General features: G+C 49.5%; 20 protein-coding genes and 1 tRNA gene. 11 read left to right on the top strand and 10 right to left on the bottom strand.

What is annotated here, in order from left to right; all coding sequences use genetic code 11:
* Positions 1–16: 16 nt before the first annotated feature.
* The 7 genes from LRP54_RS04645 to LRP54_RS04615 form a co-directional block, all read right to left on the bottom strand.
* Entirely contained in the window at positions 17–979 is a 963-nt protein-coding gene (locus LRP54_RS04645) for a metal ABC transporter substrate-binding protein (RefSeq protein WP_231204020.1), read from the bottom strand.
* A 300-nt stretch (positions 980–1,279) separates the two neighbouring features.
* Positions 1,280–2,194 (bottom strand): class C sortase, encoded by a 915-nt coding sequence (locus LRP54_RS04640; protein ID WP_231235179.1) that lies wholly within the window; start codon positions 2,192–2,194, stop codon positions 1,280–1,282.
* A 21-nt stretch (positions 2,195–2,215) separates the two neighbouring features.
* Positions 2,216–3,817 carry a SpaH/EbpB family LPXTG-anchored major pilin gene (locus LRP54_RS04635; protein WP_231235178.1) on the bottom strand — a complete coding sequence of 534 codons (1,602 nt, stop codon included), beginning with the start codon at positions 3,815–3,817 and terminating at the stop codon, positions 2,216–2,218.
* A 532-nt stretch (positions 3,818–4,349) separates the two neighbouring features.
* Positions 4,350–5,375 (bottom strand): L-idonate 5-dehydrogenase, encoded by a 1,026-nt coding sequence (locus LRP54_RS04630; RefSeq protein ID WP_231235177.1) that lies wholly within the window; start codon positions 5,373–5,375, stop codon positions 4,350–4,352.
* Between the two features lie 8 nt (positions 5,376–5,383).
* Positions 5,384–6,835 (bottom strand): MFS transporter, encoded by a 1,452-nt coding sequence (locus LRP54_RS04625; RefSeq protein ID WP_231235176.1) that lies wholly within the window; start codon positions 6,833–6,835, stop codon positions 5,384–5,386.
* A 229-nt stretch (positions 6,836–7,064) separates the two neighbouring features.
* Positions 7,065–8,141, bottom strand: coding sequence for a mannonate dehydratase (gene uxuA / locus LRP54_RS04620; RefSeq protein WP_231204010.1), 1,077 nt, complete (start codon positions 8,139–8,141; stop codon positions 7,065–7,067).
* The gene (locus LRP54_RS04615) at positions 8,138–9,745 is read right to left on the bottom strand and encodes a mannitol dehydrogenase family protein (protein ID WP_231235175.1); all 1,608 of its coding nucleotides are present in this window, start codon (positions 9,743–9,745) and stop codon (positions 8,138–8,140) included. Before LRP54_RS04615 ends, uxuA begins: the two co-directional genes overlap by 4 nt.
* A 232-nt stretch (positions 9,746–9,977) precedes the next feature.
* On the opposite strand from LRP54_RS04615, the gene LRP54_RS04610 reads away from it, so the two are divergent.
* The 5 genes from LRP54_RS04610 to LRP54_RS04590 all read left to right on the top strand — a co-directional run bounded on the left by LRP54_RS04610 (position 9,978) and on the right by LRP54_RS04590 (position 14,189).
* The gene (locus tag LRP54_RS04610) at positions 9,978–10,775 is read left to right on the top strand and encodes an IclR family transcriptional regulator (protein WP_231235174.1); all 798 of its coding nucleotides are present in this window, start codon (positions 9,978–9,980) and stop codon (positions 10,773–10,775) included.
* A gap of 34 nt (positions 10,776–10,809) precedes the next feature.
* A complete protein-coding gene (gene eda, locus LRP54_RS04605) occupies positions 10,810–11,442 on the top strand; it encodes a bifunctional 4-hydroxy-2-oxoglutarate aldolase/2-dehydro-3-deoxy-phosphogluconate aldolase (RefSeq protein WP_231235173.1) in 633 nt (210 codons plus the stop codon).
* Positions 11,439–12,539 (top strand): sugar kinase, encoded by a 1,101-nt coding sequence (locus tag LRP54_RS04600; RefSeq protein ID WP_231235172.1) that lies wholly within the window; start codon positions 11,439–11,441, stop codon positions 12,537–12,539. Before eda ends, LRP54_RS04600 begins: the two co-directional genes overlap by 4 nt.
* 486 nt (positions 12,540–13,025) lie before the next feature.
* Positions 13,026–13,508 (top strand): hypothetical protein, encoded by a 483-nt coding sequence (locus LRP54_RS04595; protein WP_231235171.1) that lies wholly within the window; start codon positions 13,026–13,028, stop codon positions 13,506–13,508.
* A 60-nt stretch (positions 13,509–13,568) separates the two neighbouring features.
* Positions 13,569–14,189 (top strand): excalibur calcium-binding domain-containing protein, encoded by a 621-nt coding sequence (locus LRP54_RS04590; RefSeq protein WP_231235170.1) that lies wholly within the window; start codon positions 13,569–13,571, stop codon positions 14,187–14,189.
* A gap of 226 nt (positions 14,190–14,415) precedes the next feature.
* Here the strand turns inward: LRP54_RS04590 and LRP54_RS04585 are convergent.
* The 3 genes from LRP54_RS04585 to LRP54_RS04575 all read right to left on the bottom strand — a co-directional run bounded on the left by LRP54_RS04585 (position 14,416) and on the right by LRP54_RS04575 (position 17,075).
* Positions 14,416–14,489 (bottom strand) — tRNA-Pro (locus tag LRP54_RS04585).
* A gap of 278 nt (positions 14,490–14,767) precedes the next feature.
* Positions 14,768–15,319 carry an NADPH-dependent FMN reductase gene (locus LRP54_RS04580; RefSeq protein ID WP_231235169.1) on the bottom strand — a complete coding sequence of 184 codons (552 nt, stop codon included), beginning with the start codon at positions 15,317–15,319 and terminating at the stop codon, positions 14,768–14,770.
* Between the two features lie 280 nt (positions 15,320–15,599).
* Complete coding sequence (locus LRP54_RS04575) at positions 15,600–17,075, bottom strand: L,D-transpeptidase family protein (RefSeq protein WP_231235168.1); 1,476 nt, start codon at positions 17,073–17,075, stop codon at positions 15,600–15,602.
* A 306-nt stretch (positions 17,076–17,381) separates the two neighbouring features.
* On the opposite strand from LRP54_RS04575, the gene LRP54_RS04570 reads away from it, so the two are divergent.
* The 6 genes from LRP54_RS04570 (at position 17,382) to LRP54_RS04545 (ending at position 26,221) form a co-directional block, all read left to right on the top strand.
* Complete coding sequence (locus tag LRP54_RS04570; RefSeq protein WP_231235167.1) at positions 17,382–18,923, top strand: AMP-binding protein; 1,542 nt, start codon at positions 17,382–17,384, stop codon at positions 18,921–18,923.
* Positions 18,911–20,086, top strand: coding sequence for a 1,4-dihydroxy-2-naphthoate polyprenyltransferase (locus tag LRP54_RS04565; RefSeq protein WP_331274726.1), 1,176 nt, complete (start codon positions 18,911–18,913; stop codon positions 20,084–20,086). The genes LRP54_RS04570 and LRP54_RS04565 overlap by 13 nt, the downstream gene beginning before the upstream one ends.
* 331 nt (positions 20,087–20,417) lie before the next feature.
* Positions 20,418–20,909 (top strand): hypothetical protein, encoded by a 492-nt coding sequence (locus LRP54_RS04560; RefSeq protein WP_231235166.1) that lies wholly within the window; start codon positions 20,418–20,420, stop codon positions 20,907–20,909.
* Positions 20,910–21,333: 424 nt separating this feature from the next.
* On the top strand, positions 21,334–22,002 hold the full coding sequence (locus LRP54_RS04555) for a histidine phosphatase family protein (RefSeq protein WP_231235165.1): 669 nt from the start codon (positions 21,334–21,336) through the stop codon (positions 22,000–22,002).
* 749 nt (positions 22,003–22,751) lie between these two features.
* Positions 22,752–23,615 carry a hypothetical protein gene (locus LRP54_RS04550; protein WP_231235164.1) on the top strand — a complete coding sequence of 288 codons (864 nt, stop codon included), beginning with the start codon at positions 22,752–22,754 and terminating at the stop codon, positions 23,613–23,615.
* Between the two features lie 230 nt (positions 23,616–23,845).
* Positions 23,846–26,221 carry a VaFE repeat-containing surface-anchored protein gene (locus LRP54_RS04545; RefSeq protein WP_231235163.1) on the top strand — a complete coding sequence of 792 codons (2,376 nt, stop codon included), beginning with the start codon at positions 23,846–23,848 and terminating at the stop codon, positions 26,219–26,221.
* Positions 26,222–26,277 lie beyond the last annotated feature (56 nt).

Raw genomic sequence — 26,277 nt, 5'->3', positions numbered from 1 at the left:
TGCACACGTGGGTGCGTTACTTGTTCAGAGCCTCAGTGATTGCTTGTGCGTTGTAGGCAAAGACACCGAGGTAGGTGTCCACTGGGGCTGATTCGCCAAGAGAATCTGCGTACAAAGGCTTGTCGGATACTTCCACTTCCCAGCCCTTTGATTTCACAGCGTCTTTGACGTGGTTGATTGCTTCAGGGTTCTTCAAGTTGTCTTGGAAAATCATGGGGATTTTCTTTTCAGCAATCAAAGTGGCAAGTTCGTCAATTTCGGCCGCGGACATTTCTGATTCAGAGGAAACGAAGTCTGTCGCGTGGATTTCAATGCCGTAGGTCTTGCCGAGGTAATTGAATGCGTCATGTCCTGTGATGAGAACGCGCTTTTCTTGCGGTATTGCGTCAAAGAGTTTCTTGGCGTCAGCTTTTGCTTGGTCGATCTTTGCGGTGTAGGCCGCAGCGTTCTTTTTGTATGTGTCAGCGTTTTTTGCGTCGATTTGAGCGATTTTTTCAGCGGCAGCCATGACGACATATTTCCAGTTATCTGGGGAGTTCCATACGTGAGGATCATGGCCTTCGATTTTGCCGTCTTCTTCCCAAGGCAATAGGTCGCTTTCAGGGATTGCTTCAGCAGCGGCTACTTGTTTTTCACCGAGTTTGTCGAGCTGGTCCATCATTTTGTGTTCCATGTCGTGGCTGGTCCACAAAACTACGTCAGCGTTTTCAAGTTTTTGTGTGTCTTGTGTGGTGAGTTCTTGTGTGTGCGGGTCACCGCCGGGGCCTACGAGGACTGTGACCTCAGCATTTGGGGCGATTTGTTTGGCGGCATCACCAAGGTAGCCGGTTGTGGCGACAATTGACAGTTTTCCTGCAGAGGGTGTTTGGGCGCCCGATGCGGCCATCGCATCAGATTGGGCAGCGCCGCCGGTTGAACATGCGGCAAGTGGCAAGGAAAAGAGCAACGCCACTGTTGCACCGATGAGTCGTCGATTCATATTGAAGCCTCCAGTGTATTTATTTTTTCGGTTAGGCAAACCTAATAATCAATTGTATAAGACAAAACACATAAGTGTCTATTTTCTTATGCATGAAATCACTATATGTAGTAAGGAATGGCAATCATCCGCATAGACGACCTTAGCTGCTTTCAACAGAAAATCCCTAGTACCTACGTCGCAAATACTTACACATACGGCCAACAAAAACCCGATAGGCCCGCTCTCAGCTCAGCGCAACCAGAACATGCGATATATGAGCTACGCACATCACCATGTAAAACTCACAAAAAACTGCGCCTACGCACCTGTTATACGCCCGTTATCACGGGAGACATGAAGTCCTTTATTTTCCACATGCGTGCGACGCAAACGCCTCATAAAAATCGTGAAACCAATAATGCCGGCAACAGCAAACTCAATACCAAAACCCCATTTCACCCATACCGGAATATGCCCCATCAAATCAAGTGAGGGCGATTTCCCCGCAGCAGAAAGTTCCGCCTCGGCCGCCTGGTCACGTTTAGCTTCAATAAGCAGACGATGAGTATTGATTCCGTAGGGCGTGCAGGTAATCAGTGTCAATAAATCCTCATGCGCACGCGGAACTAAAGTTGAAACATCCTCTGGTTTAATCACACGCGCACCACTCACTCGATATACGCGAATAAAGCCTGGGAAGTCCAGTCGAATAAGATCACCAACGCTGACTGATCTTAATGAATCAAACATTGAAGCAGTTGCTAAACCTGAGTGGGCTGTAATGATCGAATGTTGATGAGGACCACCCACCGGCAAAGAGGAACCAAATAAATGGCCAGCACCGCGTTCTAATGTTTCATCGTGCGTGCCATGGTAAATCGGTACGTCAATATTGACGGTTTCAATTGAGAGGCGACCCATCAGGCCACGCTCATCAAAGCTGAGTTGTTTTACGTACTCAACCCAGTCATCGTTGTCGAGTTTTGCTACTCGATCAATCCACGGGTCAAGGACGGGGAAAGAGTCTAGTTTCGCATTGTATGCCTCTGCGAGTTCAAGTGCCGAAGCATTTTGCTGCTCTGTTGCGGCCTGCTCAATGACGCGAGCTGTAGCTCTGGCGGTTTCCCAGTTATTCCATGTTGTTTGGACCATCGGGTAATTTGCCAGCAGCAAGCCCACGATAATGAGCGTTAATGCGATTATTCGACGCTTATCCCCATCCTTGAGCCTCAATTACATCAATCCTTGAAAGGGTTACTCTGACTTCTTCTGACGCAAAGCAAACATGTAGAGTCCACCACCGATGACCAAGATTATGCCACCACCGACAAGGACCATGGCAATCGTGGCACCGGTCTTTGGCAATTCAAAGAGAGTACGAGGAGTGTTCTCAATGTCAAGGGTGACAATTGAGCCGTCTTCGTCTTTCTGGTCATTTCCGTCTTGATCGGTTTTCAGTGTAACTTCAATTGCTTCAGCGAGTTTTGCGTAGCCTTCCGGAGCTTGAACCTCAACAAGGTAATACTTGACGATCTTATCGCCGGTCAGTTCTTTGCCGCTGGATTGATCGGAGGTACGTAAACCACCAAACCAGAGGTTACCTTCTGCATCCGAAGTGGTGCTCTCAACAAGCGCGCCGGCTTTGTCGTAGAACTTCAGCTTGTTACCAGCTTCATCGTAGAGTTCAAACTTTGCGCCTTGCAAAGCAGCGTTGGTTTTTCCGTCCTTCTTAATCGCTTGGATACGACCAAGTTCAACCTTCGGCTCATCTGATGGGACTCGCTTTGTTTCGTCTTCCCAGGTGGGATCTTGGTTTGGACGCAGGTATGCCTTGTTCTTCAGGTCGGTGATGTTACCGCCGGAAACAGCAGCACCCTCAGCACCCACAGCATTGAAAGTAGTGACAAATCGAGTGGTGAGTTTACCGCCATCGCTTGCGATCGAGTTCAGTTTGGTGAAATCGATGAATTCAATGGTGAGCTTGCGGTTTGACTGATCGAAAGTAGCAGTGAAATCAACGCCTTCAGCAAAAGTTACTTCTTGCGCGCCTTCAGTACCAGCCAGCCCTTTAATTTCAATGGACTTGTAAGTTAAACGCGAATCCAAGGTATCGGTGATTGTGTATTTCGTGATTCCCTTTTGACCATCTTTTTCGTAGGAGTTCACCGAGGATTCAAGTGTCCAGGAAAAATCTTGTTCAGAGGAACGCAGAGCTGAATCATCAACCTTCTTCGTAATGTATTCGACTTTGTTCTTCGGGTAAGCGAATACATTGTAAAGGTACTTATTCACGTGGTCCGGTGAAACCCCTTCAGTGTGAGGCATTGGAAGTGTCACATAGAAGTCTTCAGCTGGAGTTGCACCATCAGGAGCTTGGGTTTCTGAAACCTTGTAAAGGCCAAAATGGAGGTTTTCAAATTTAGCGATACCGTCCATGCCTGTGGTCTTTTCACCCACAGGAGCAGAGTCCAAAGTCACTGTACCTGTTGGTTTTGCACCATCGCCAAGTACCTTGCGGATCTTTGCCCATGATTCATTCTTGGTGTAATCCAGGTTAGAGACGTCTACAGCTTCCCCCCCCCCCCCAACGAGAACGCTTTGGACTTTTGTCAGCGTGAATTTTGCACCGGCCATCGGCTCGGCACTGCCAAGAGCCGCAGTAAGTTCAGTACCATTACCAATCACTGAGCCGTTGTCTTTATTTTTCTTGTATTTGACGATAGTGATTGAGGCTTTACCGTCCTGAGCTGAATCGACTGGAGAATCAGGCAGGGCAGCCAGAGCAGCTGATGCTAAGACAGAGAGAGCAAGCGAAGCCGCTGCCACACTCGCACCGATTTTGGGAAACATCCTCATATGTTCTTTTTCCTTCATTATGGCTCCATCAAGCGGAATGATGAAAGCAGACGGAATCATCACACGGACAAGCAGTGGCGGATAATCGAATGCCTTCAGCTCACACCGATAGCGCTGTTTCCTCAGTCACTATTCCACAGGCAAAGGTGTAAACGGCAGACATTACAGACTAACCACATGCTTCAAGACCCTATAAAACTGCGGGTTATCGCATATTTTATTCAAGGTTCTTGTATGCCACATAGCATACCCTACCAACACATTTCTTTACATTTTTAACATAAATGAAATGTGGGGAAATCTCTCATTCTTTTAAGCCAGAAAGAGCCCTTCTCGCAACCTCAAATATGTGAAGTCTCACCATGCTTTTCTGCACCCTCCCCATTATCAAAGGCCAACAAAAAGGCAGAGGATCAACAATGAGGACGAGAACGCGAAAGACCATCCTGCACTTTCTTAGGAAAACACGAGTGGGAGACTTCTAAAAAAGTCTCCCACCCCAAGCATATTACATTGCAACATGCATATGTGTTTAGCTGAGTTTCAACATGACCTTCGATGAACCCGTTGAACGATCAGCAGCAACAGCGAAAGCCTGAGCAGCCTGATCGATGTCAAATGAATGAGTCAGCAAAGGCTCCACATTCACACCATCAGCCATAGCAGCAATCGCTTCAGTGATCTCATCGACAAAACGATAGGAACCAACGTATTCAATCTCACGTGTCACTATTTGGCCAAGAGCCGCAGGAACTTCACCGGCAGGCATATTACCCACCTGAACCACACGTCCCCCACGTACCGTAGCCAAGAACACGTCACCTAAAGTACGTGAGACACCCGTCGCCTCAATCGCCACATCAACATCTTCAGGTAATGATTGCCCCTCAGCGCGATTAATCAGCTCATCAGCACCCATCGCCCCAGCAATAGCTAAAGCAGCCGGTGCCATATCAGCCGCATAAACCGTGGCCGCGCCCGCATGACGCGCAGCAGCCACACATAAAGCACCAATCGGACCAGTGCCATTGACCAACACGCGCTTCCCTGTTAGATCACCGGCACGTTTCACGGCATGCAAAGCCACACCTAAAGGCTCAGCAACCGCACCATGACGAGTACTCACCGATTCAGGGAGCAGACGAATCTGATCTGCACGCACAACACGGTACGTGGAAAAACCACCCATCTCATGCGGCAAGAAAGCAGCTGAACCAAAGTAACGACATTCAGGCCACAAATTATCACGACCACGTAAATGCTCTGGCATCACATAGTTACCGACATTCGTTGCAGGATGCACAGTGACACGATCACCGCAAGATAAACCCTGAACACCTTCACCAACAGTATCAATGTGCCCAGCAATTTCATGTCCAAGAATCAGCGGCTCACGCAAAATAGCGGTACCAGAGGAACCGTGCTTCCAGTAAGCCAAGTCAGAGCCACAAATGCCGCCCCATTCCATTGCTACACGGACTTCGCCAGCGCCAGGTAACGGATCAGGAACCTCATCCACCCGCAATTCAACACTGTCACCGTTTTTTTCAACGCGCACTGCCTTCATTACATTGCGTCCTCTCGGAGCGTCAGGTCACGCTTAGCAACCTCAGGCATAACGATTGCTGCGATCAGAGTCAAACCTGTGTAGAAAGCCATCATAATGGCCAAAGCAATCCACGACTGGAATACAGCGACCAACGCAGCCGCGATCAGCGGGCCAAAACCAGCAGTCAGAAGGTTCGGTAATTCCTTTGACAAAGCGAGCTGTTCGTAACGATGTGCAGAACCGAAACATTCCGCCATTGTGATATTTTCCAAGGAGAACATCGACAAAACTGTGATGTTATGCAAGACAATGTAGCCAACAAAGAACAACAAAGTCGGCTGAGAGAAGTGAGCAATTTCGCCGTTCGCTGTCTTTTCCATCACCGTATGTGTCCCCAAGTTATTCAGCATGAGGTAGAAGCACGGGATAATTGCGATCAGACCCGCGATTGTCACACCAATGTACATGCGCTTACGGCCAAAACGATCACCAAGGTAACCAATAAGAGGGACCGTCAAGAAACCAACAATTGATGAATACATGACAACACTTGAAGCAACCGTCTTTGCCACAAGGATATTCGCAGTCAAGAAAGTAATCATGTAGGTCTGGACCATACCCGAGTTACCGGACTGTCCAAAACGCAGAATTGATGCAATGATAAATGCTTTCACTGACTTCGGTGTTTTTGCCTTTTCAGCGACAACCTGAGTAGTTTCAGCTTCACCTTCACGGGCAGACAAAGGCTGATCGTAGGCTTCAATGATTTCTTCTGTTGAGGCCTCAAAAACAGGGGTTTCTTTCAGGTGTAAACGAATGTAAACAGCCAGTCCCATCACAACCACTGACGCGAGGAAAGGAATACGCCAACCCCAATCAACCACAGCATCATTACCCATAACTGCCAGCAAGATCGCCCAGATAGCAGAGGCCCCCAGTGTGCCAGAGTTGGTGCCAAGAGCAACGAGTGAAGAAATAATGCCACGACGTTCACGTGGAGCGTACTCTGCAAGCATGACAGAGGCACCAGCAATTTCAGCGCCTGCACCAAAACCTTGGATGAGTCGCAAGAACACCAGTAACAACGGCGCGATCATACCTACCTGATCGTAGGTAGGCAGTATGCCGATCAGTGTCGTAGCGACACCCATCATTGCGATGGTGATGAATAAAACCTTCGTGCGGCCAATACGGTCACCCATGCGGCCGAAGTACCATGCGCCAATAGGACGAGCAATGTAGCCTACACCGTACACAGCCATAGCGGACATGATGGCAACAGCTTGGCTGCCGTGCCCAAAGAAAATGTCCTTAAAAACTAGGGCCGCAGCCAAGGAGTACAGCTGAAAATCCATAAATTCCAATGCTGTACCAAGCCAGCCGCTCATAGCTGCTTTGACAAGATCACCGGTTGTACGAGTCACCACAGAAGGTGATGTAGCCGTATGCGCAGCAGATGTTGTTGACATATGTTGCCTTTCTAGGAAAACCCACCATAGGGGGTAACGGCGGTCCGAACTTCATATGTTCGGACCATTCCGTTTGTTATGGGAGTCGATCACAGAGTCTGCGAAAATGAGGCCCGAGCAGCGACAACGGGAAGCGTACTTTTCCTTCACAGGTGTTGAATAAGGAGCAGCACACGCTCACACTGTCTGCACCGTGGTCATATGATTTTCTGTAATCGAATATGCGCGATCAGTTCGTGCGTGTTTCTTTCGTGATTGCTTCATACAGGCCGTTGAGGTACACCAAGCCCAAGGCACGGTCGTACAGGGGGTATCCTGGGCGGCCAGTTTCCCCCCAAATCATGCGACCGTGGTCAGGACGCACATACACGTCTGGGCACGTATCGTGGATAGCTTTCATAATGGCGTGCATGTCAAGGTTTCCGTCGCTGGACAGGTGCGCAGCTTCCTGGAAGTGTTTATCGCCTAAGTAGCGAACATTACGCACATGCGCAGCAGCAATGCGGCCACGTTCACCGAAGCGACGGAAAATACCGGGAACATCGTTTTCAGGATTCGATCCCAAAGAACCAGAGCATACGCATAAGGAATTGGCTGCCGAATCAACTAAAGCAACGATTTTTTCTAAGTCAGATTCTTTATTGCAGATACGTGGAATACCAAAAAGTGGCCATGCGGGATCATCAGGGTGAACTGCCATGCGAATACCGACTCGTTCACAAGTGGGAATAATGCCTTCAAGGAAGTACTTATAGTTTTCACGCAGCTGATCTTCAGTCATAGCTGTGTACTGTTCCATGACCTCATCTAAATGCGCCAGACGTTCAGGTTCCCACCCTGGTAAAGAGAATTCACTGCCTTCAAGGGTAGATTTCACAATATCTTGCGGTGTCATTCCTTCAAGAACTGCGTGATCGTAGTACAGGCACGTTGAGCCGTCCTCATTAACGTGGGCAAGTTCTGTACGTAGCCAGTCAAAGACAGGCATGAAGTTATAAACGACCACTTTGATTCCGTACTTCGCCAAATTTTCAAGTGTTTGGCAGTAGTTCGCAATATAGCGATCACGAGTAGGCTTGCCTAATTTAATATCCTCGTGCACGTTGACGGATTCAATTACTTCCACCTCAAGTCCGGCGGCGTGAACCTCATCAACATACTTTTTAATTTCTTCTTCTGGCCAGACTTCACCTACAGGAATCCAGTCCATTGCCCCCATTAAGCCTGTTGCTCCAGGGATTTGTTTAATGTATTGCAATGGGATGGGATCAGATTGGCTGCCATACCAGCGGAAAGTCATTTTCATTGTGCGAACTCCTTATCGAGGATGGAGCGGACCGCGCCTGCTCCGGCAATCATGTGTGTAAAAAGTTCTTCTACTTGTGCGGCAAGTGGGGTTGTGTACAGATCAACTCCGAATATTTCGGGTCGTGACAAAATGGGACGCAGGACCCCGACACTCGTTTCTGGTTGCCCAAGTCGCACATCTGCAAAGAAAGGCATCAGTTCTTCAAGTAGCGGATCCGGGGATAGCTCCATGGGGGAACCATCGTCAGCTACTCCCATGAGGTAACGGCACCAGGCTGCAAAGACAAAAGGTATTGCTGTGAGGTTTTTAAGGTCCAGTTCCTCATGTGCAAGATAGGCTTTGATAGTTTCACCGAAACGAATAGGTAGTTTTTGTGAAGTATCTGAGGCAATACGCTGTGGCGTATCACCGAGGAAAGCATTCGGGAAACGTTCTTCTTCGACTTCACGCAGGAAATCTGCTGGAGAGATAATTCCCGGGTCCACGACAACCGGCATACCCTCATCCCAGCCGAGTCGGTGAACAAGACCTAACAAACCGGGGTCTTTCATTTCCTCATCAATACGCGTGTATCCAAGAAGAACACCTGTGACTGCAAGCGCTGTATGTAGCGGGTTCAAACAGGTAGTGACTTTCATGTGTTCAAAACGATCACATGTTTCACGGTCGGTGAAGTACACTCCAACTTTTTCAAGAGCCGGACGACCATTTGGGAACCGATCTTCAATAACGAGGTATTCTGCGGGTTCTGTGTTCACAAAACCGGCCAGTGGGGTACGGGTTGTGGTGTCAAGTTCCATATCCTCAAAGCCAAGCTGCGCAAGTGTGCGAGCAATATCTTCGCTGGGACGTGGAGTGATTTTGTCGATCACAGAAATTGGGAAAGAGACGCAGGCAGGGTTATTGAGCCAGTCAAGGAATTCTTTTTCAACGAGGCCGCGCTTTATCCATTCTTTCGCCACGGTGGTCACACTGTCACGGAGTTTGTCGCCGTTGTGTGAGAAGTTATCGCATGACAGCAGGGCTAATGGGCTTCCTCCACAGCGGAAGCGACGTACAAGCAGGCCCGTAACCATTGCCATGGTATTTTCCATGGGTTCTTCTGGATTGCGTTCTAAGTCTTTAAGAAGGGCTGGCTGGTATTGTCCGTCGAATCCTGTGAGCTGGTAGCCCTTTTCTGTAATGGTGAATGACAGGATTTGTAGGCTAGGTTCTGTGATGATGGTGGCGGCGCGTTCAAAGTCTTTGGCCCGCTGGTAGGCCAGTCCTTCACTCAGGGATGCAATGACATTCATATCACTGTGGCCGTCTGCATGGAGTGTGACTCCTAATGTGAGGAGGTCAAAAGGTGCAAGCTGACGGTCCAGTTCCAGTGGGGACAGTGGGACGAGCGCACTTATTGCGCACTGCGGCTCCCCTGCTTCCATCAGTTCTTGTGCAAGGCGAGCGATATAGACGCGGAAAATATTTCCTGGGCCAAAGTGCATCCAGCGTGGTGTTTTAATGGCGGCTTCGCGTATGTGGGAAACGTCGAATTGAGGAAGCGTGATACCTGCATTCATCATTTCATGTGATGACAGGCTTTCTACTCCAAGCCTCATTGCTTGCCCTTTCGTCAAACCATAGTACAATGTTTCATATCATGAAACCATCGTTTCATTAAATTAAACTTTAGCGCCTCCCTACAGATACGTCAATGCGTAAAGAAAAGAATGAAACTCCACTTTGCATCCCCATTGAAGCGGTGTACATTAAAATCAAGTTTCACAATATCGAATAAGCGTTTCGCATTATCAATCGAATACGTTATATTCACATCCACAGGAGGATCCCATGGCGGTAGGCAACGTAGCCCCCACCCCATCCAAGCGAAGCACAACCATTACCTCAGTCGATAAAGCCCTACGCATAATCGAACACATGTCCACCCTCGGACCTGAAGGACAAACACTCCTCGAAATCGCCACAGCCCTCTCAATGAACAAATCCAGTCTGCACCACACACTCGCCACCTTGCGCGCACGCGACTGGGTCACACAAGACCACAACGGAAACTACCACCTCGGAACAACTTCCTCCATCATCGCACGCTGGTGGAACGCCTCCGAACGACTCACCACCACACTCCACCCAATCCTTGAAAGCCTATGCGCACAATCTCATGAACTCGTCCACCTCGGACAACTCTCAGAAAAAACAATGGTTTACCTCGACAAAGTAGAACCCGACCGAGCCGTGCGCGTATGGTCACAAATCGGACGACGCATACCTGCCGCCACCACAGCAATGGGCCGTTCACTTATGGGAGTACTAGCAGATCACACATTCACCATTGACACATGGATCACCGCCGTTAAATCCCCTGCCAATAACCTCGCTGAACGCATACAACAAGAAATCGAACGAGTCCGCACCCACGGCTACGCCATCGAAATTGAAGAAAACGAACCCGGCATTGCATGCGTCGCAATCCCCCTGCTAGTCGCAGGACAAGCCACAGCCTCCGTGTCCATCACCATGCCCATCGAAAGATGCAGTCACGAACGCCTCCACGACCTCGCTGGGCTTCTCACAAAAACCGTGACCGAAGCCCACATCCCCCAAATCGCCACTTTCACACCTCAGCCATAAAACATCCTTTCACCTCAAAGAAAGCGAGAAATACGTGTCACTTCACGACCTATTCACCTCAAATCCCGTTATTCCTGTTGTCGTCGTAGATTCAGTGGACCAAGGAATCAACGTCGCCCACGCCCTGCTGGCCGGAGGCATCACCACAGCAGAAGTCACATTCCGCACAGCAGCAGCTCCCGACGCTATCCGCGAAATGTCACGTATTGATGGCCTAAACGTCGGCGCAGGAACCGTCCTCAACGTCGCACAAGCAGAAGCCGCTATCAAAGCAGGCGCCACGTACATCGTCTCCCCCGGATTCAGCGCGAATGTCGTGCGTTACTGTCAAGAAGCAGGCGTACCTGTCCTACCAGCCTGCACTGATGGCACACTCATCATGGCGGCCCTCGAATATGGGCTTGATACCGTCAAATTCTTCCCCGCCAACATCATGGGCGGTATCCCCGCCATGTCCTCATTCGCCTCAGTATTTCCTCAATTACGTTTCGTCCCCACCGGCGGAGTAAACGCACAAAACCTCGCAGAATACCTAGCAGTTCCACATATCGCCGCATGTGGCGGCTCCTGGATGGTCGATAAGAAACTCATCCACGCCAACCAATGGGACACAATCACTTCACTATGCGCACAAGCTATGACTATCGCAAAGGAGACCGGACGATGACACTGAACCTACGCCCCGCACACGAATGCGCCTACGATATTGTCTCGCTCGGCGAAGTCATGTTACGGCTTGACCCCGCTGAAAACCGCATCCGCACTGCCCGCTCATTTAACGTATGGGAAGGCGGCGGCGAATACAACGTCGCACGCGGATTACGCCGCTGTTTCGGTAAACGAGGAGCCATCATCACCGCCCTCGTAAACGACGAAGTAGGTAAACTCCTAGAAGACCTTATTCTCACCTCCGGATTAGACACGCAATTCATTCACTGGGTTGAATCCGATGGGGTAGGCCGTAACGCACGAAATGGCCTGAACTTCACCGAACGCGGCTACGGGATCCGCGGAGCAGTGGGATGTTCCGACCGCGGGAACACTGCGATCTCACAGGCAAATATCAATGACATCGACTGGGACCACATTTTCGGCACACTCGGTGTGCGATGGTTACATACCGGCGGCATATTCGCTGCACTTTCCGCCGATACTGCCGCAGTCGCCGCACACGCAATGGCCACTGCCAAAAAGTACGGAACAATCGTGTCCTACGACCTCAACTATCGCCCATCCCTTTGGAAAGGCATCGGCGGCATAGAAAAAGCGCAGGAAGTCAATCGTGAACTCGCTCGCTACGTGGATGTCATGATTGGCAATGAGGAAGACTTCACTGCTTCCCTTGGCTTCGAGGTCGAAGGAGCCAACGAAAACCTCACAAATCTTGAAATCGACTCTTTCAAAGCCATGATTAATCAAGTTTCAAAGGCCTACCCAAATTTCCAGGTCATTGCGACAACACTACGTCAAGTACACACAGCAACCATTAACGACTGGGGCGCAATCGCGTGGGACCGTGAAACCGGTTTTGCTCAGGCAACTCAGCGCAACGGTTTAGAGATTTTGGATCGTGTTGGCGGCGGGGATTCATTCGCTTCTGGCCTCATTTATGGCCTGATGGAAAAGGGTGACATTACTCAGGCTGTCGAATACGGGGCTGCTCACGGTGCTTTGGCAATGACAACTCCAGGTGATACATCAACTGCGCGGCTTGAAGAAGTCGAACGCCTCATGAAAGGCGCAGGCGCGCGCGTGCAACGTTGAAAAGTAGCAATCATCCTGTGATAACTTCATCGTGACTTTGATCTGGACTTCTGTGTGATAACGGGTAATACGTTGCAGAGTGGGATCAGTCATAAGGAAAAGGAATACGCACAGGTTTTATTGACACTGCTGATGATACTGCTGGCGTTGATACTGCTGATATTGACGCTACTGGCACGATAACCGCAGATACTCAGGTGGATTGGCGGAGCGTAACTGCTCCGCCTTTCTCATGTTTTCAGTAGGGTTTACGCCTTCCGCGCCATTGAAACAAGTGGATCATACTTTATAAGGGACTTAGCTTCTGCACTGTTTTTGTTCCAAAATACATCCGATATACTGTACATATCCTAAAAATCCGCAACGCCGCAAGGATCTCTATGAAATCCGATCCCCTTTCTTCTGCAAAACACAAAGCAAACGATTCATTGACCACATCAGGGGGGGGGACTCACCCAGCACTCTGCTATACAGTCAAGCAATAGCTTGCCACCCCAACAAGAGCCTAGCGGAGATGAAACACAGATAAATCTTTCCACCGCATCAAATCCCACATCTCCAGCACAAACTCCCCTAATCCATCACTTAATTTCAAAACTTCGGGCCGAAAATCAAAAGTCCACCATTTTTCTGACAGTCCTAGCGGCTATTCTGGCGCTCATAGTAGCTATTACGGTCACAGTCATTGGCTACAGCATTGGACATTCTTCACGCGGAAATGAAAAAACATCCTTTGAAGAACAGCTAAACGACCTCAACGCATCAATCACTCAGTTGAACGAAGATATTAAAGAAAAGACAGAAAAAATTCAGGATTTTAATAAACGAGAGCAAGATATCCTCTCTGCCGAAGATCTTCTGAAGAAAAAGGCCCAAAGCATTAATTCGCAGCGCTCAGCCAACGAAATAACTCAGCAAAAAAACCAAGAGAAAAAAGCTGATCTTGACTCACGTGAGGCCAATCTTTAGACCATGAACCAAAGAAACTCACCACTCCTACTTCTACGGCAATCACTGAGTGAATACAATATGAAAATTTTTAATATCAAAGGCGCTATTGTCATTACATTAATTGTTGCCTCATTTCTTTTCTTGCTCTCAATGGGCACAGGTTACAGTGCGCGTATAAAAGAAATAGAAAAGCTAAAGAATCAAGTCGCAACTTTACAGGAGCAGCAAAGCGCACTTACTGATACGCAGTCGCAGAAAGAAAAAGAGCTACTGAGCGCACGAAAAAAATCGCATAAGATCCCTCAAAGGAAAAAGGAACTCGAAGAACGTTCCTCAGAACTGTCTGTTCTCGAAGAAGAAGTGAATTCGGCCCAGAAAACACTCATTCAAGAACAAAGTGAACTCGCAGACCGTGAGAAAAGCATTGCGCAGCGTGAATCCGATAAAGCTGCTGCCGAAGAAGCGGAACGCCAAGCTGTAGCTGCACAACAAGCTGAAGCAGAACGTCAACGCCAAGCAGCTCAATACAATGCACCTGCGCCTGCTCCGCAAGGCAGAGGCGGAGGCGGAAGCGATTCTGTGTACTACGCGAATTGCGCAGAAGCTAAAGCAGCAGGTGTGGCCCCTATTTACCGAGGGGAACCTGGGTATCGGAGCAAGCTCGACCGTGATGGTGATGGTGTCGCCTGTGAAAAGTAGTGTTTCCTCACTATTAAACGCTAGTACCTGGCGAGCAAGACTCTTATCGCCCTAGGCACTGTTGGTATTGCCGCTTTGTTCGTTTGGATTGTCCTTCGGCGCGCTCGTTGGATTCACTCTCAGTTGAGGTGAAAAGAACTCTGAATCTCAACATAGGATTCAACATAGGATCGCCCTGTCAACGATGAAGCCCGGAACCTCAATCGTTGAGATTCCGGGCAAAACGTCGGGCTGACAGGATTTGAACCTGCGACCCCTTGACCCCCAGTCAAGTGCGCTACCAAACTGCGCCACAGCCCGTATTTACTTTTATGTCACCGAATGACAACGCCCAATCTTATCCTATTCACCCTGCCCTCATGCAACTCATGACAGCAGGCCTTACATCACATATAGGACTCAGGCACAGAAATTATCCACAGACTTCTTTACCGTTTTGGCTACTACAGTACGCAAATAAATCCTGTGCCCGCGAATCATAGGGCTTTCACAGTGGAAAGCTGCTCTTTCACCCATCATGCTGAGCTATTTTTCAGCAAAACAGTGCCGCTGTGATAAACCCTCACGTTTCCTTAAGCTCAGCGCAGCGTTGCTTCAATGTGGGCAGCGAAAGTTTGCATTGCGCCCGCAAGGAAAGCATCTGTTCCTTCACGCAAAATATGGCCGTCATCTGCAAAATCATCACCAGTAAGGTTAATGTACAGTTCAGGCTGACCTAGCAGATGCGCATTAAAGAAGGTCAAGATTTTCTTCAGATCATCTTGCGCAAACGCAGCACCCATAGGGCCAACTGAAGCACCGGCAACCAAGGTGGGTTTGCCACCCAGACTTCCGTGACCCCATGGACGTGAGAACCAGTCGATAGCATTTTTAAGGACACCGGGGATTGAACGATTGTATTCAGGTGTCACGATCATTAAAGCGTCAGACGCTTCAATTACTGCTTTCTTTTCGGCAGCAAGAGGCAGAAAATGAGCATCATGATCCGGGTTGTATAACGGTAGGTCAGCGATAGTAACTTCAGTGAAAGTAAGGTTTTGTGGGGCTCGAGTAATGAGGGCTTGACTAAGACGTCGATTGAGGGAATTTTTTGAAATTGAGCCGACAATATAGGCCACTGTGTAAGTCATTGTTTCCTCCAGAAGATTTCAGGTTTTTAGCTGTGCTTACAGGCCGCTAAAAACTTTAATTTTGAATAGATTGTAGCTGCACGCATAGCTTTCTTCAGCATTGAGCGGCACATAGCACGCGCGCCAAGAGCAGCGCATCCTCAAAATTCAGAGCCACCTCAACCTTCAGGAGCAAAGGAAACCCAGATGTGGCATATGCGCTCACATGAAGGCCTCAACCTTCAGGGGAAAGAAGCCTGTCCGCTGTGAATATCATAGGCAGACAGCTTCAGCCGCACACTCAGTGATGAGTGACCACGGTTGTCCCAATTTCCGTCCAACCGTGAAACCATTTTGCTTCAGGAACTGGCAGGTTCACACACCCGCTGGAACCCTCCGACTGACCGGTACCGAATACTTCACGCCACGGTGTTCCGTGCAAAGCGTAGGAACCCACGAAGTACATCACCCACGGAACGTCCTTCACACAGTAGTCATAGCCTGGAACACAGCCCATTGTCTGTTTCTCGTACTTCAAGTAAATCTGATAGGTTCCCTCAACCGTTTCTTTGCCAACAGCGCCGTGGTTAATCAACACGGGACCGTGAACAACGTTGTACCCCTCATAAGCGGTTGCCGTGTTAGTTGTCAGATTCACGTCCACCCATTTTTCACCTTCAGAGGCCGGATACACGTAATTCTGATAACCCGCAAGAACAGGACGAGTCAGATTTTCTGGCGTATGGCGATCAAACTCGAATTTTCCACTGTAACTGGTTTTATTGGTCATTGCTTGTGATAAGGCATCTGTCATTGCCTCAGCATTATTCACAGTAAGACCATCACGAGCCTTCTTCGCATGAACAAGAACGGTCCCATTCGCATCGACATTATCAATACCCGGCTGCGGATCAAGTTTCGCAAGATCCGCGGCTTTATCCACCCATTCACGCACCTTATCGAGAGCGACAATTGGATTTTCCAGGTTTCCGTTTTCCTCTTTCACGGTGATCCATGACGCTTTTTGAACGAGATTCGGCTGATAGTTGTCAACACCATCCGTAATCGTCAGATCCACAGATGCCATCGCGTTTGCTTCATCAGCAACAGCTTGGGCTTTATCTGTAGTAATCGTTGGCTCCACCTCTTTTACATTGACCGTAACAGCATGAGCTGCCAACATATTCGCGGCCTCATCCATTGCCACCTCAAGAGCAGAACGGTCAATATCCTTACCGGCTTTTCCTGGCGACACGGTAAAAACACCCTGATCGTTGGAAACAACCTGCGATTGCACAACCGCTTCACCAGCAAGGTCACGAATCTTTTCAATGAAAGAATCACGGTTTTTGTTATCGCGCACAACAACTGGCTCAATATTTTTCGCGCGCGTCAATGCCGTAAAACGTTGCATCACTGAAGCATTAGGAGCAAAAATACCATCCACGGTCGCAGGCACATCGATGCTGAACCCCATATCCGCCAAAGAAGCCGTCTGAGTTTTTCCTGCAACATCAATAGTCAGAACCGTGTCATCAGCAAGCTGTTTCACCATACCCTCAACTGCTGCACGATCTAAACCTGAGATCGAATGGCCCGCAATCGTTGTGCGCGGCAGAGCACGCTCCGAATAATGCAGTGCATAAGCAGTACCCCCGGCAGCACCAAGGACCAGAAGGCCACCAATAACTGCCGATGTAATGATAACGACCTTTTTTACACTTTCACGAGCCATAACACCATAATAGCGACCTGCCATAACAAGTAGAGTTTTCATTCACAAAATATTCACCTACCTCGCCTATGTCCTTGGCCACTTATTTTCCGCAAGCGCCCCCAATTACGTAGGCGCAACATTTCCCTCTGTATGCAGATCCGCCTTGCCCGAGCGGTGGGTGGATACGCCCCGCTCTCACATTTCCCTCCGTATAAGGACCCACTGAGGGCCGCTGAGGGCCGCCTCGCCTCCACACGGACCTTCACTTCACTTATCTGCAACGTGAACTCATCAATTTTCTCAATGTGCACTCTTTCGCACAGGCAGCTACAGTACACACAGAACTTTTCTCTCAGAAAGCTTTGGATGAACAAGCCTCGTATTATCATGGTTCCCGGCGGAACGTCCATCGGAGCCGTCGCCCTCGCACACGCTGGTATTCACAAAATCGTTGAACTTCACTCTGAACGCGCAGATAACCCCAATCATCCTGCCCCTCACACAGTCCTCGTTATCCGTAATCCTCGGGATGTTCCTCCTGGCACGCTACGAACATCTGCCTACGACATGCCTCAGATATTCCCGCCAGCAGATTTTCCTGAGCTCTCCGATTTCATTGACGATCCCGCACTTGTGGAAAATGTTGACCTCATTATGAGCACATCGGGTTCAAGCGGACGACCACGATGGGTGGGGATAAGTATTCAAGCCCTTCTACACTCAGCTCAGGCCACACATGAGGCATTGTCAGGCCCCGGCAGATGGATATTAGCCCTCCCGACCCATCACATCGCAGGCGCTATGGTTTTACTTCGCGCCGTTGCTGCTGGTTTCCCACCGCAAATTGTGGATACTAGTGCAGGTTTTTCACCGGAAAAACTCCTACCCGCCCTCAGAGGAGCCACACAAGACCCGAATGTTCCAGGCTATATTTCATTAGTCCCCACACAACTACACGCCTGTCTCGCATGCGATGAAGTAGCCAGCGGGCTTGCGCAACTGTCGGGCGTATTAGTTGGCGGCGCACACTGCCCTCAGGACTTACATGAAGCTGCCCACGCACGAGGCATTCGCCTTATCCTCACCTACGGCATGACTGAAACATGCGGCGGCTGCATTTACGATGGCAAAGCACTTCCAGGTACAGAAGTACAAATCGAACCTTTTAACTCATCTATTACCACTGATACCACTGACCACGAGGCAGAGCCTTCATATAACGAAAAGCGAAGTGAAAACGAAGATCAGCAGAATAAGCACGAAGGCCGGATCATACTCAGCGGCCCCACTATGTTTACACGCTATCTAAATGAAGGTCCTTTAGCTGACCACCGGCATGAACCTTTAATAACACAGGACATCGGATCTATTGACGCAAAAAACTGCGTGAATATCCTTGGCCGCATTGACGATATCGTTATTTCTGGCGGAATGAATGTGCCACTTCAGGCCGTCACTCACGTATTATCCTCACACCCATTGGTGCAAGACTGTCACGTATTAGGTTTCCCTCATGCGAAATGGGGGCATGAAGTTGTTGCGCATGTAGCGGTTGGTGACTATTGGCCTGATATTTGCGCTGAGCGTGACGGGCCCGCTTTACGTGAATATGTGGCACAACGTATGGAACGGCATTGTGCTCCGCGTCGAATTATTTTCACTCGTGATTTGCCTCGATTAGCTGTCGGAAAAGTGGATAGGGCTGCTGTACGCGACATTGTTGCGGCGGTAGTAGCAAGCAGCACCGATACGGAAGCAGAGCTTTTGCCTCCGACAAACAGCGGGGTCATGCAAGTACGCACTGCAGATACGGCAAAGGCAAATAGTTTAGGCGCACTTCCGGCACGTCACCTGAACGTTTTGCATACAACCAGTCTGCTTGGTCAAGTAAAGGAATGGCACCGATGATGTCTCCCTCTCCTTCTGGCTCACCTTCTGGATCTTCTTCTGGTGTACCTTCTGGCTCACCTTCTGACTCTCCTTCCTCCTCGGATTCACAGACAAGTAACTGCATATCCGCAGATATTCGCGCTCCTTTCCTTCAAGCTGACACTTCGCGCGACAAAGGTTCCTTACCTGGCGCAGAGCCTTCACCTAACGTAAGTGCGGCTGTAAAGACTGACTCACCTGCGGCTGTAAATATTCGTGCCGCATGGATCGAAGGTGCCCGTTTTCGCACACTTCCGGCTGCTGCTGCGCCTGTGTTTGTGGGGACAAGTGCGGCATTTTACCTAGGCGCATGGTCCCCTATACGCGCACTGTTAGCGTTACTTGTGGCTCTTGCTTTGCAGGTCGGAGTGAATTACGCAAATGACTATTCCGATGGGATTCGCGGCACAGATGATGATCGCGTAGGTCCGCCTCGCCTGACAGGAGGTGGCATCGCTGCTCCTCGCAGTGTTTTGATGGCTGCTTTGGCGTGTTTCATGTTAGCTGGAATAGCTGGCCTGGTATTGCTGTGGTTGTCTGGCCAGTGGTGGCTGATATGCGCGGGGCTTGCAGCTATTGCCGCTGCCTGGTTTTATACGGGCGGTAAAAATCCCTATGGTTACATGGGGGTTGGCCTCAGCGAAATCATGGTTTTTATTTTCTTTGGTCTGATGGCGTGTGTAGGAACTACGTGGGTTCAGGCTTTACGCGCTCCATGGTGGGTGTGGGTATGTGGAGCTTGTTTAGGTTTGTTATCCGTCGCTATGTTGATAGTGAATAATTTGCGGGATATAGACGGAGACAAGGCCAGCGGTAAGCGCACACTTGTTGTCCGTATGGGGCGGCAGTGGTCGTTGAGAGCTTTTGCTGTATGCGTTTTAATGCCCGTGATAGGGCTGGTCATTATTACGGTGATTACAGGCTTGGGAGGTTCAGGACTGGCCTTTCACAGTAACGGATCGTGGGTATTTGTAGGCTGTGCTTTTATTGCGCTATTTCTGTGGTTGGCTTTTGCTTTGATGCCAGTTGTGCGAGCCTATCGCGCATGTGAAGCTGGGCAGTGGATACATTCGTTGAAGCTCACAGGTTTTGCAATGTTATTGTGGGCTTTCGTCGCATCTGCGCAGATGTTGTGTAGCTGAACTTATATTTGGCATATGCATCTACGGTTATGCGTGAACGCATCGCAGACACGCTCCTTTCCTGCTTCTTTCTGATAGGTTTTTATGCTTCTTTACTCCTGATCTTTGCCTATTAGCCCCAGTCTTTTGTTGCGTTTTGGGTTATGGGACATATGAGGCACGCTTTTCCTAAAATATTTAATATTTGAGGAGCATAAGCTGCTGTCTGGCTTCATGCTCATGCGATTTTCTCATGCGTTTTTTCGGTGAGATCCCTCATTTGGTCAGGTCATATCCGGATTTAGTCAGGTCATATCCGGCAGGGCCGAACAATCTGACCTAGTATCGTCACGTGCTCAGAGTTCTTTTATTCGTTGCTTGGATCGCAGTTATCGTATATGCCATTGCTGATTGGGCGCGTACCTCAGAAGATGAAATGCCTGGCAAGTTACCTCGTATCGTGTGGCTACTCATCATTGTGCTGACAGCACCTACTTTTGCTTTAGGCGCGGTGGCTTGGATTATTGTGCGCACTATTGCCGCAGCAGAAAGCGGAAACGGACTCGGCGCCCTTTTTTCTGGTGATAATCCGTTAAATCAACACAAAAACACGCCGTCTGCTTCCCCTGTAGCTCCTGATGATGACCCTGAGTTTTTGTTCAAGTTGCAACGAGAAATCCAGCGACAACGGTCACAAGAAACGAATACTTCCAACCAAAAATCAGATAACCCACTTTCACATCAGGACACTTCTCAGGATGAATCTCTCAACGATTCTTCAACTGATGCCAACGGCACGGCGCATGAAAACGAACCAGAAAATCCTCAGGATTCCAGCAAATAAATCATACGAAGCAACAAAACGTCTGCCACTTTCCTGTTTTCAGGATGAAATGAGTGTTTGAGACTCCTTCTGAGCTGAACCGTACTAGTTAATCATTTATCTAACTTATCAATCCCCAAAGCCTTTTTGACCTCTAGCTCCACCCCCATATCGTGATGTTTTGTATCACGGACCATGCCCCAACGGATAAGCGAGAGCAGCACCCCCATATCGTGATGTTTTGTGAGGTCACGTTCGCGCGCATGGATGATTATTTCAGTAGCCCGTATCGTGGCGCACTCACTCCAGCACCCCCATATCGTAGTGTTTTATTTCCACCTCATGTAGCTCGCATATAGCTCCTTATAACTCTTTAATCCGCCATTTTTGCATTCTTTACTCTGTTCCCTAAGACTCACAAGAATGAACATGCGACACTAGGGATATGACAACGACAATTATTCACGTGATGCGCCATGGAGAAGTCAATAATCCTGATGGAATACTGTACGGACGCCTCCCTGGTTTCCAATTGACCCGACGCGGTCACATGATGGCACGCACAGTTGCAACCCATTTAGAGCAGCAAAAGCGCGACATTGTTGCTGTTATTGCCTCCCCTTTGTTGCGCGCTCAACAAACCGCTGCACCTATTGCGAGGGCTTTCAATCTGTCCGTTGAATGCGATCCGCTCCTCATCGAAGTGGAATCAGTTTTTGAGGGAGTGGCGGTCAATGCGAATCGTTGGCAGTTAGCACATCCTCGTAACTGGAAGCACTATATTCATCCGTTCACTCCCTCATGGTGTGAACCTTACAGTGATGTTGTTTCGCGCATGAGTGCAGCCCTGTCACACGCTTTACAACAAGTAAAAGGGCATGAGGCGGTTTTAGTATCGCATCAAATGCCTATTGAAACTCTGCGTCGTTTCGCGTTAGGACAACCATTACCTCACTCTCCTTTATCACGTCAATGTTCCCTAGCATCATTAACTTCCTTTATTTTCCAAGACAACACTCTTGTTGGAATTTCATATGAGGAGCCTGCAGCAGAATTTTTACATGATGCTGAGGATATGAACCCTGGTGCTTCTATTGCCCGAATTAAACGCTGAACCCGAGGGGAGCGATTAATTTTTTCAAATTTTTGCATCATATCCCTCAGATGCAGGCAAGTATTATCCTCATATATATCGGTGGTGTTTTCTTTCATTTCTAACTCTTTTCCTGTGCCCCAGCCTTTTAAGGCGCTTATTCGTCTGCGCTGCTGTTCTGCTCTTTCTTTGAGGTCATATTCGACACCTCTATCAGCAACTTTTCTGTAACCGCTTGGCAAATTTCCGAGGCATCGTGCTTTATGTAAGACATCTGGGACCTATACGATGCTACGTAGCAGCTTGTCATGCGTATTTTCCTTTCAGCTATGCGACATCGTGCGCTTATTTCACGCCTGTTTCCATGATGAGCGTTTTTCAGCGTTGATAACACTTATCCACAGGCACTAATTTTTTATCCACAACCCCTGTTATTCTCTTTGTTCTTTGAGGACATATACCCCAAACTAAACGTAAGAACACGTGAACTACACAAAAAGATTGACCTGCTTACCTACTGAAAGAGGAACGCCTATTGAGAAAACCTGATCGATTCCGCTCAATTTGAATATTGAGGTCATGCCATCTTGATTGAAGTCGCCTTGACCCAACTGTTGAGGAAATCCCCTCTGATTGAGGTCACCGCGACCTAAATGTCAAGGGGAAGCAGGATTCAAATACTCTACTTATTACACAGGTATCCCTTAATATGAAACATATTCACCATCCCAACATGCATAGTGCATATCAATACACAGGAGAGCATGATTATGAGTACTGAAAATATTGAAACGAGTGTGGCGGGTGTGCCTGCGGGTGTTCCTGTTGGGGGCGGTAGTGTGCCGGGCGTGTCAGGCAAGCGGGGTCAGCGTCGTTGGCGTGTTGTGGTTGTGGCTTTGAGTGTGTGTGCTGTGGTTGTGGCGGGTCTTGGGGTGTGGCAGTGGGTGGCGCATCGTTCTCATGTGGCCGCGTATGCTGCTGTGCAGGAGGCTTATGAGGGTGCGCGTGGCGCGTGTGTAGTAGCGAGTGAGAAAGTTGAGGAGGCTCGCGCTCAGCTTGAGGAGGCGGTTGGTGGCGATGTGGCGGGCAGTGAAAATGTCGCGGCGGCCACGAACGCGCTGCGTGAGGTTGTTGAGACGCACGCTGTCCCCACTTTAAGTATGCTTGATTCGAGTGCTTCTACTGGGGATCTGAAGGCGTTAGCTGCGCGCATGGGTGAGCAAAAGAAAACATGCGAATCCATCCCCACGCTGCTTGCAGGGCCAGTCAAGGAACTTGCGCAAGCTATCACTGACGCGCATAAAGAAGCAGATGCTTTGCGTGAGCAAGCTGATAGTGCGAATGAGGGGGCATCTTCTAGCGATGCTGCGGGTGTTGGTGGTGGAAGTCCTGCTGCAAGTAGCGCTCCTGCGGTTTCACGTAATGCTGGTAATACCACTTATACCGCGCCTCAAGGAACCAGTGGCGGTAATGCTACTCCTGCTCCGCAACCCGCACCACCTGCCCCGCAACCGGCAGCGAATACTGGCACCGGAAACAGTGGTGGATGGGTTGAAAATATTTCTGATATGTGTTGGGAAAGCCGTGGGGACAGCCATGGAAACACCGAGCAGGTTTTAGTGTCCTGCAACTAGGCCGCTAGTTGCAGGAACGGATAGTCGAATATTTGTTCCTACACATACAGATGTATTCACAGTCTTATAACTGAATATTGCGTATAAATCAATAGGTATAAGAGCGTCGTGATCTGCGACGTTCGCATGAGTTTTCCCCTTACCTGCGGGTTAAATGCCGTAGGAAGCTTCACCCGTAGGTGAGGGGTTGTGCAAGGGAATATCCATCAGGTGAAAGGAAGTCTTTTCTGATGTCTACTACTCGCGTGTTTTGTGCGCGCAGATCACGACTGCGTTCTATTCTAGCGGCTCTGGTGGCCTCTGTGGTGGTGGGCGGTACGCTTTTTGCTGTTTCGACATTAACGCCGCCTGCTTCTCAGGCGGCTGAGATGGGTCCTGGCTATGAGATTAAAGGGGCGGGCGGGCTTACTGTTGGTTGGCTTGCTGCTATTACACCGCCTGCTGGTACGGATCAAAAGTATCCGGCGTGGTGTATTCAGCTTGGTGTTCCTGCTCCTGATTCTTCTACTCCTGTCACAACTATTGCCACGCTTGCGGATTCTCACATGGGTGGGCCTGACCAGTTTGATGTGACAACTGCTCAAATGGCTTATCTTTTAGACAAGTATCAGATGATTGAAGAAGCTGATACTCGCGCGGCTCTCGCTTTTCTTATTCATATGAATTTTGAGGTCAACGCGGTCAACACTGTGCCTGTCGCCCTCAAACTCTTATACGAGCGCACACAAGAGCAGCAGCCCCAAGTCTTGACTTTAGCTGAGAAATTCGCGCGCGAAGCCCGCGCCTCTGCTGCCGTCTCCTACCAAAACGGCGAAGTAGAAGGCGATGGGCACCGCGAAGGCACAATCAAAAACATCTCCGTCATGAACAATGATGGAAGCTATGTCGCTGGCATTCCGGTGACACTCAGGCTTACTGGCCCTGCCGTTTTCAAAGAAAACGGCACAGACACGTGGAGCGGTGTTACCACATCTGAACCCTTGACTGCGGAATGGGTAGCCACAGGAAACGGTTTAGTTACTGCAGAGTATCATTACACCCGCGCACGTCGCACGTTGACGAAGTATGGGATTGATGGCAAGGTTCAGGACACTCTTTCTTACGGCAATCCGGGGAGTGCTGATCCTGAGGAGGAGACGGTTTCTGGTCCGTCGTGGCGTGTGATTTTTGATTTTCAGCCGCGGGCGGTTTCGGATGTGGCGGGTAGTAAGGTTGTGGATGGGGTAAGTGTCAGTGATACTGTGACGGTTTCGGCTGATACTGCTTATGGTTCGGGTGAGTGGATGGTGTTGGATGGTGAGCCTGTTCCTGTGGTCTTTGAGGGCAGCGCATACCTTGTGGGCCAGACTTTACCGGAGCGAGGCGCGAGTGTCCCTGAGGGGGCGCGTCCGGTTGCTACGGCGAGTTTTACAGCTACGGGGCCGGGCACGTATTCTGCTCGCGCGAGCGTGTCTGAGGATGTTTTTGGCGGGTTTGTTACCTGGGTGTGGCGCGTGGTGAAAAACAATCAGACTCACACTGTGACTGCGGGCGGTAAAACGTACCCTGTTTCGCTGCTGGTTCATGCGGATTGGGCAGATGATTACGGTATTGACACAGAAACTGCTTCGGTGCGTTATCCGTTGAGTGTGGATACCGCGATCAGTCAGAAGATCACAAAAAGCGGCACGTATTTGGTTGATGACGTGTTCGTGAGTGGCTTGCCGGATAATCACCCTGATTTTGCCGGTGGCGCAGGGTTTCAGGCCGATACCAAACAGCTCGATCAGGAATTGTTGTTTTTCCCCAAGGGTCTTGATGTTGTTGAAGCTAATCGTTCCAAAGCCGAGCTTATTGGGAAGGTGAGTATCCCCGCTAAAAACGGGTATTACCCTAGTGTTGGTTCTACTGTTTTTAAGACCAAGAGCGGTAATCCTCAAGGCACATACGTGTTTGTTACCTCGTTTGCAGGAGATGACCGAGTAAAAGCGTTAAGCACAAGCGTGGAGGACACAAGCGAGCAGTACACGGTCCAAGCTCCTGACGTTCCTGTGCTGCACACCAGTGCGACGGACGGGGCCGATGGGGACAAAGAGCTTTCTCCTACGGGGCCGGTGATAATTAATGACCAGGTGTGCTACGAGAACCTTGCTACCGGTAAAGAGTACGTGCTCACTGGCACGCTCATGGACAAAAGCACCGAGCAAGCAATCACGAACGAGGACGGCCAGATCCTGAGCGCGACACGCGCATTCACACCCTATGAGTCCTCCGGGTGCGAAACTGTGACCTTCACGGTGGACGGGGGCCTCCTTGCTGGGCGCACTACCGTGGTCTTTGAGCGGGCCACACACCAAGGACGCACCATAACTGTTCACACCGACATCAACGACCAAGACCAAACCATCACAACCCCCAACCCGCCAACACCCCCACAACCCCCAACACCACCAGCAGAACCAACACCACCAACACCACCTACAGAACCTCCGCCACGATCACTCATGCCTCAACCATTAGCGCGAACAGGTAGCAATACCATTGGTTTTCTCAGGATGTCCACTTTGCTCTTGTGTGCAGGTTGCTGCTTCATCCTTTTACATGCACGCAAGGATTTACAGGCATGAGGTGACAAACACCATTTGTTCAAACTAGCGTCAGGTTTGCCCCAAAAGACTAATCC

Source organism: Schaalia sp. lx-100, from assembly GCF_021083625.1.
Taxonomy (GTDB): domain Bacteria; phylum Actinomycetota; class Actinomycetes; order Actinomycetales; family Actinomycetaceae; genus Pauljensenia.
The sequence above is the reverse complement of the archived record's forward strand: the minus strand, read 5'-3'. Positions and strand labels throughout refer to the sequence as shown.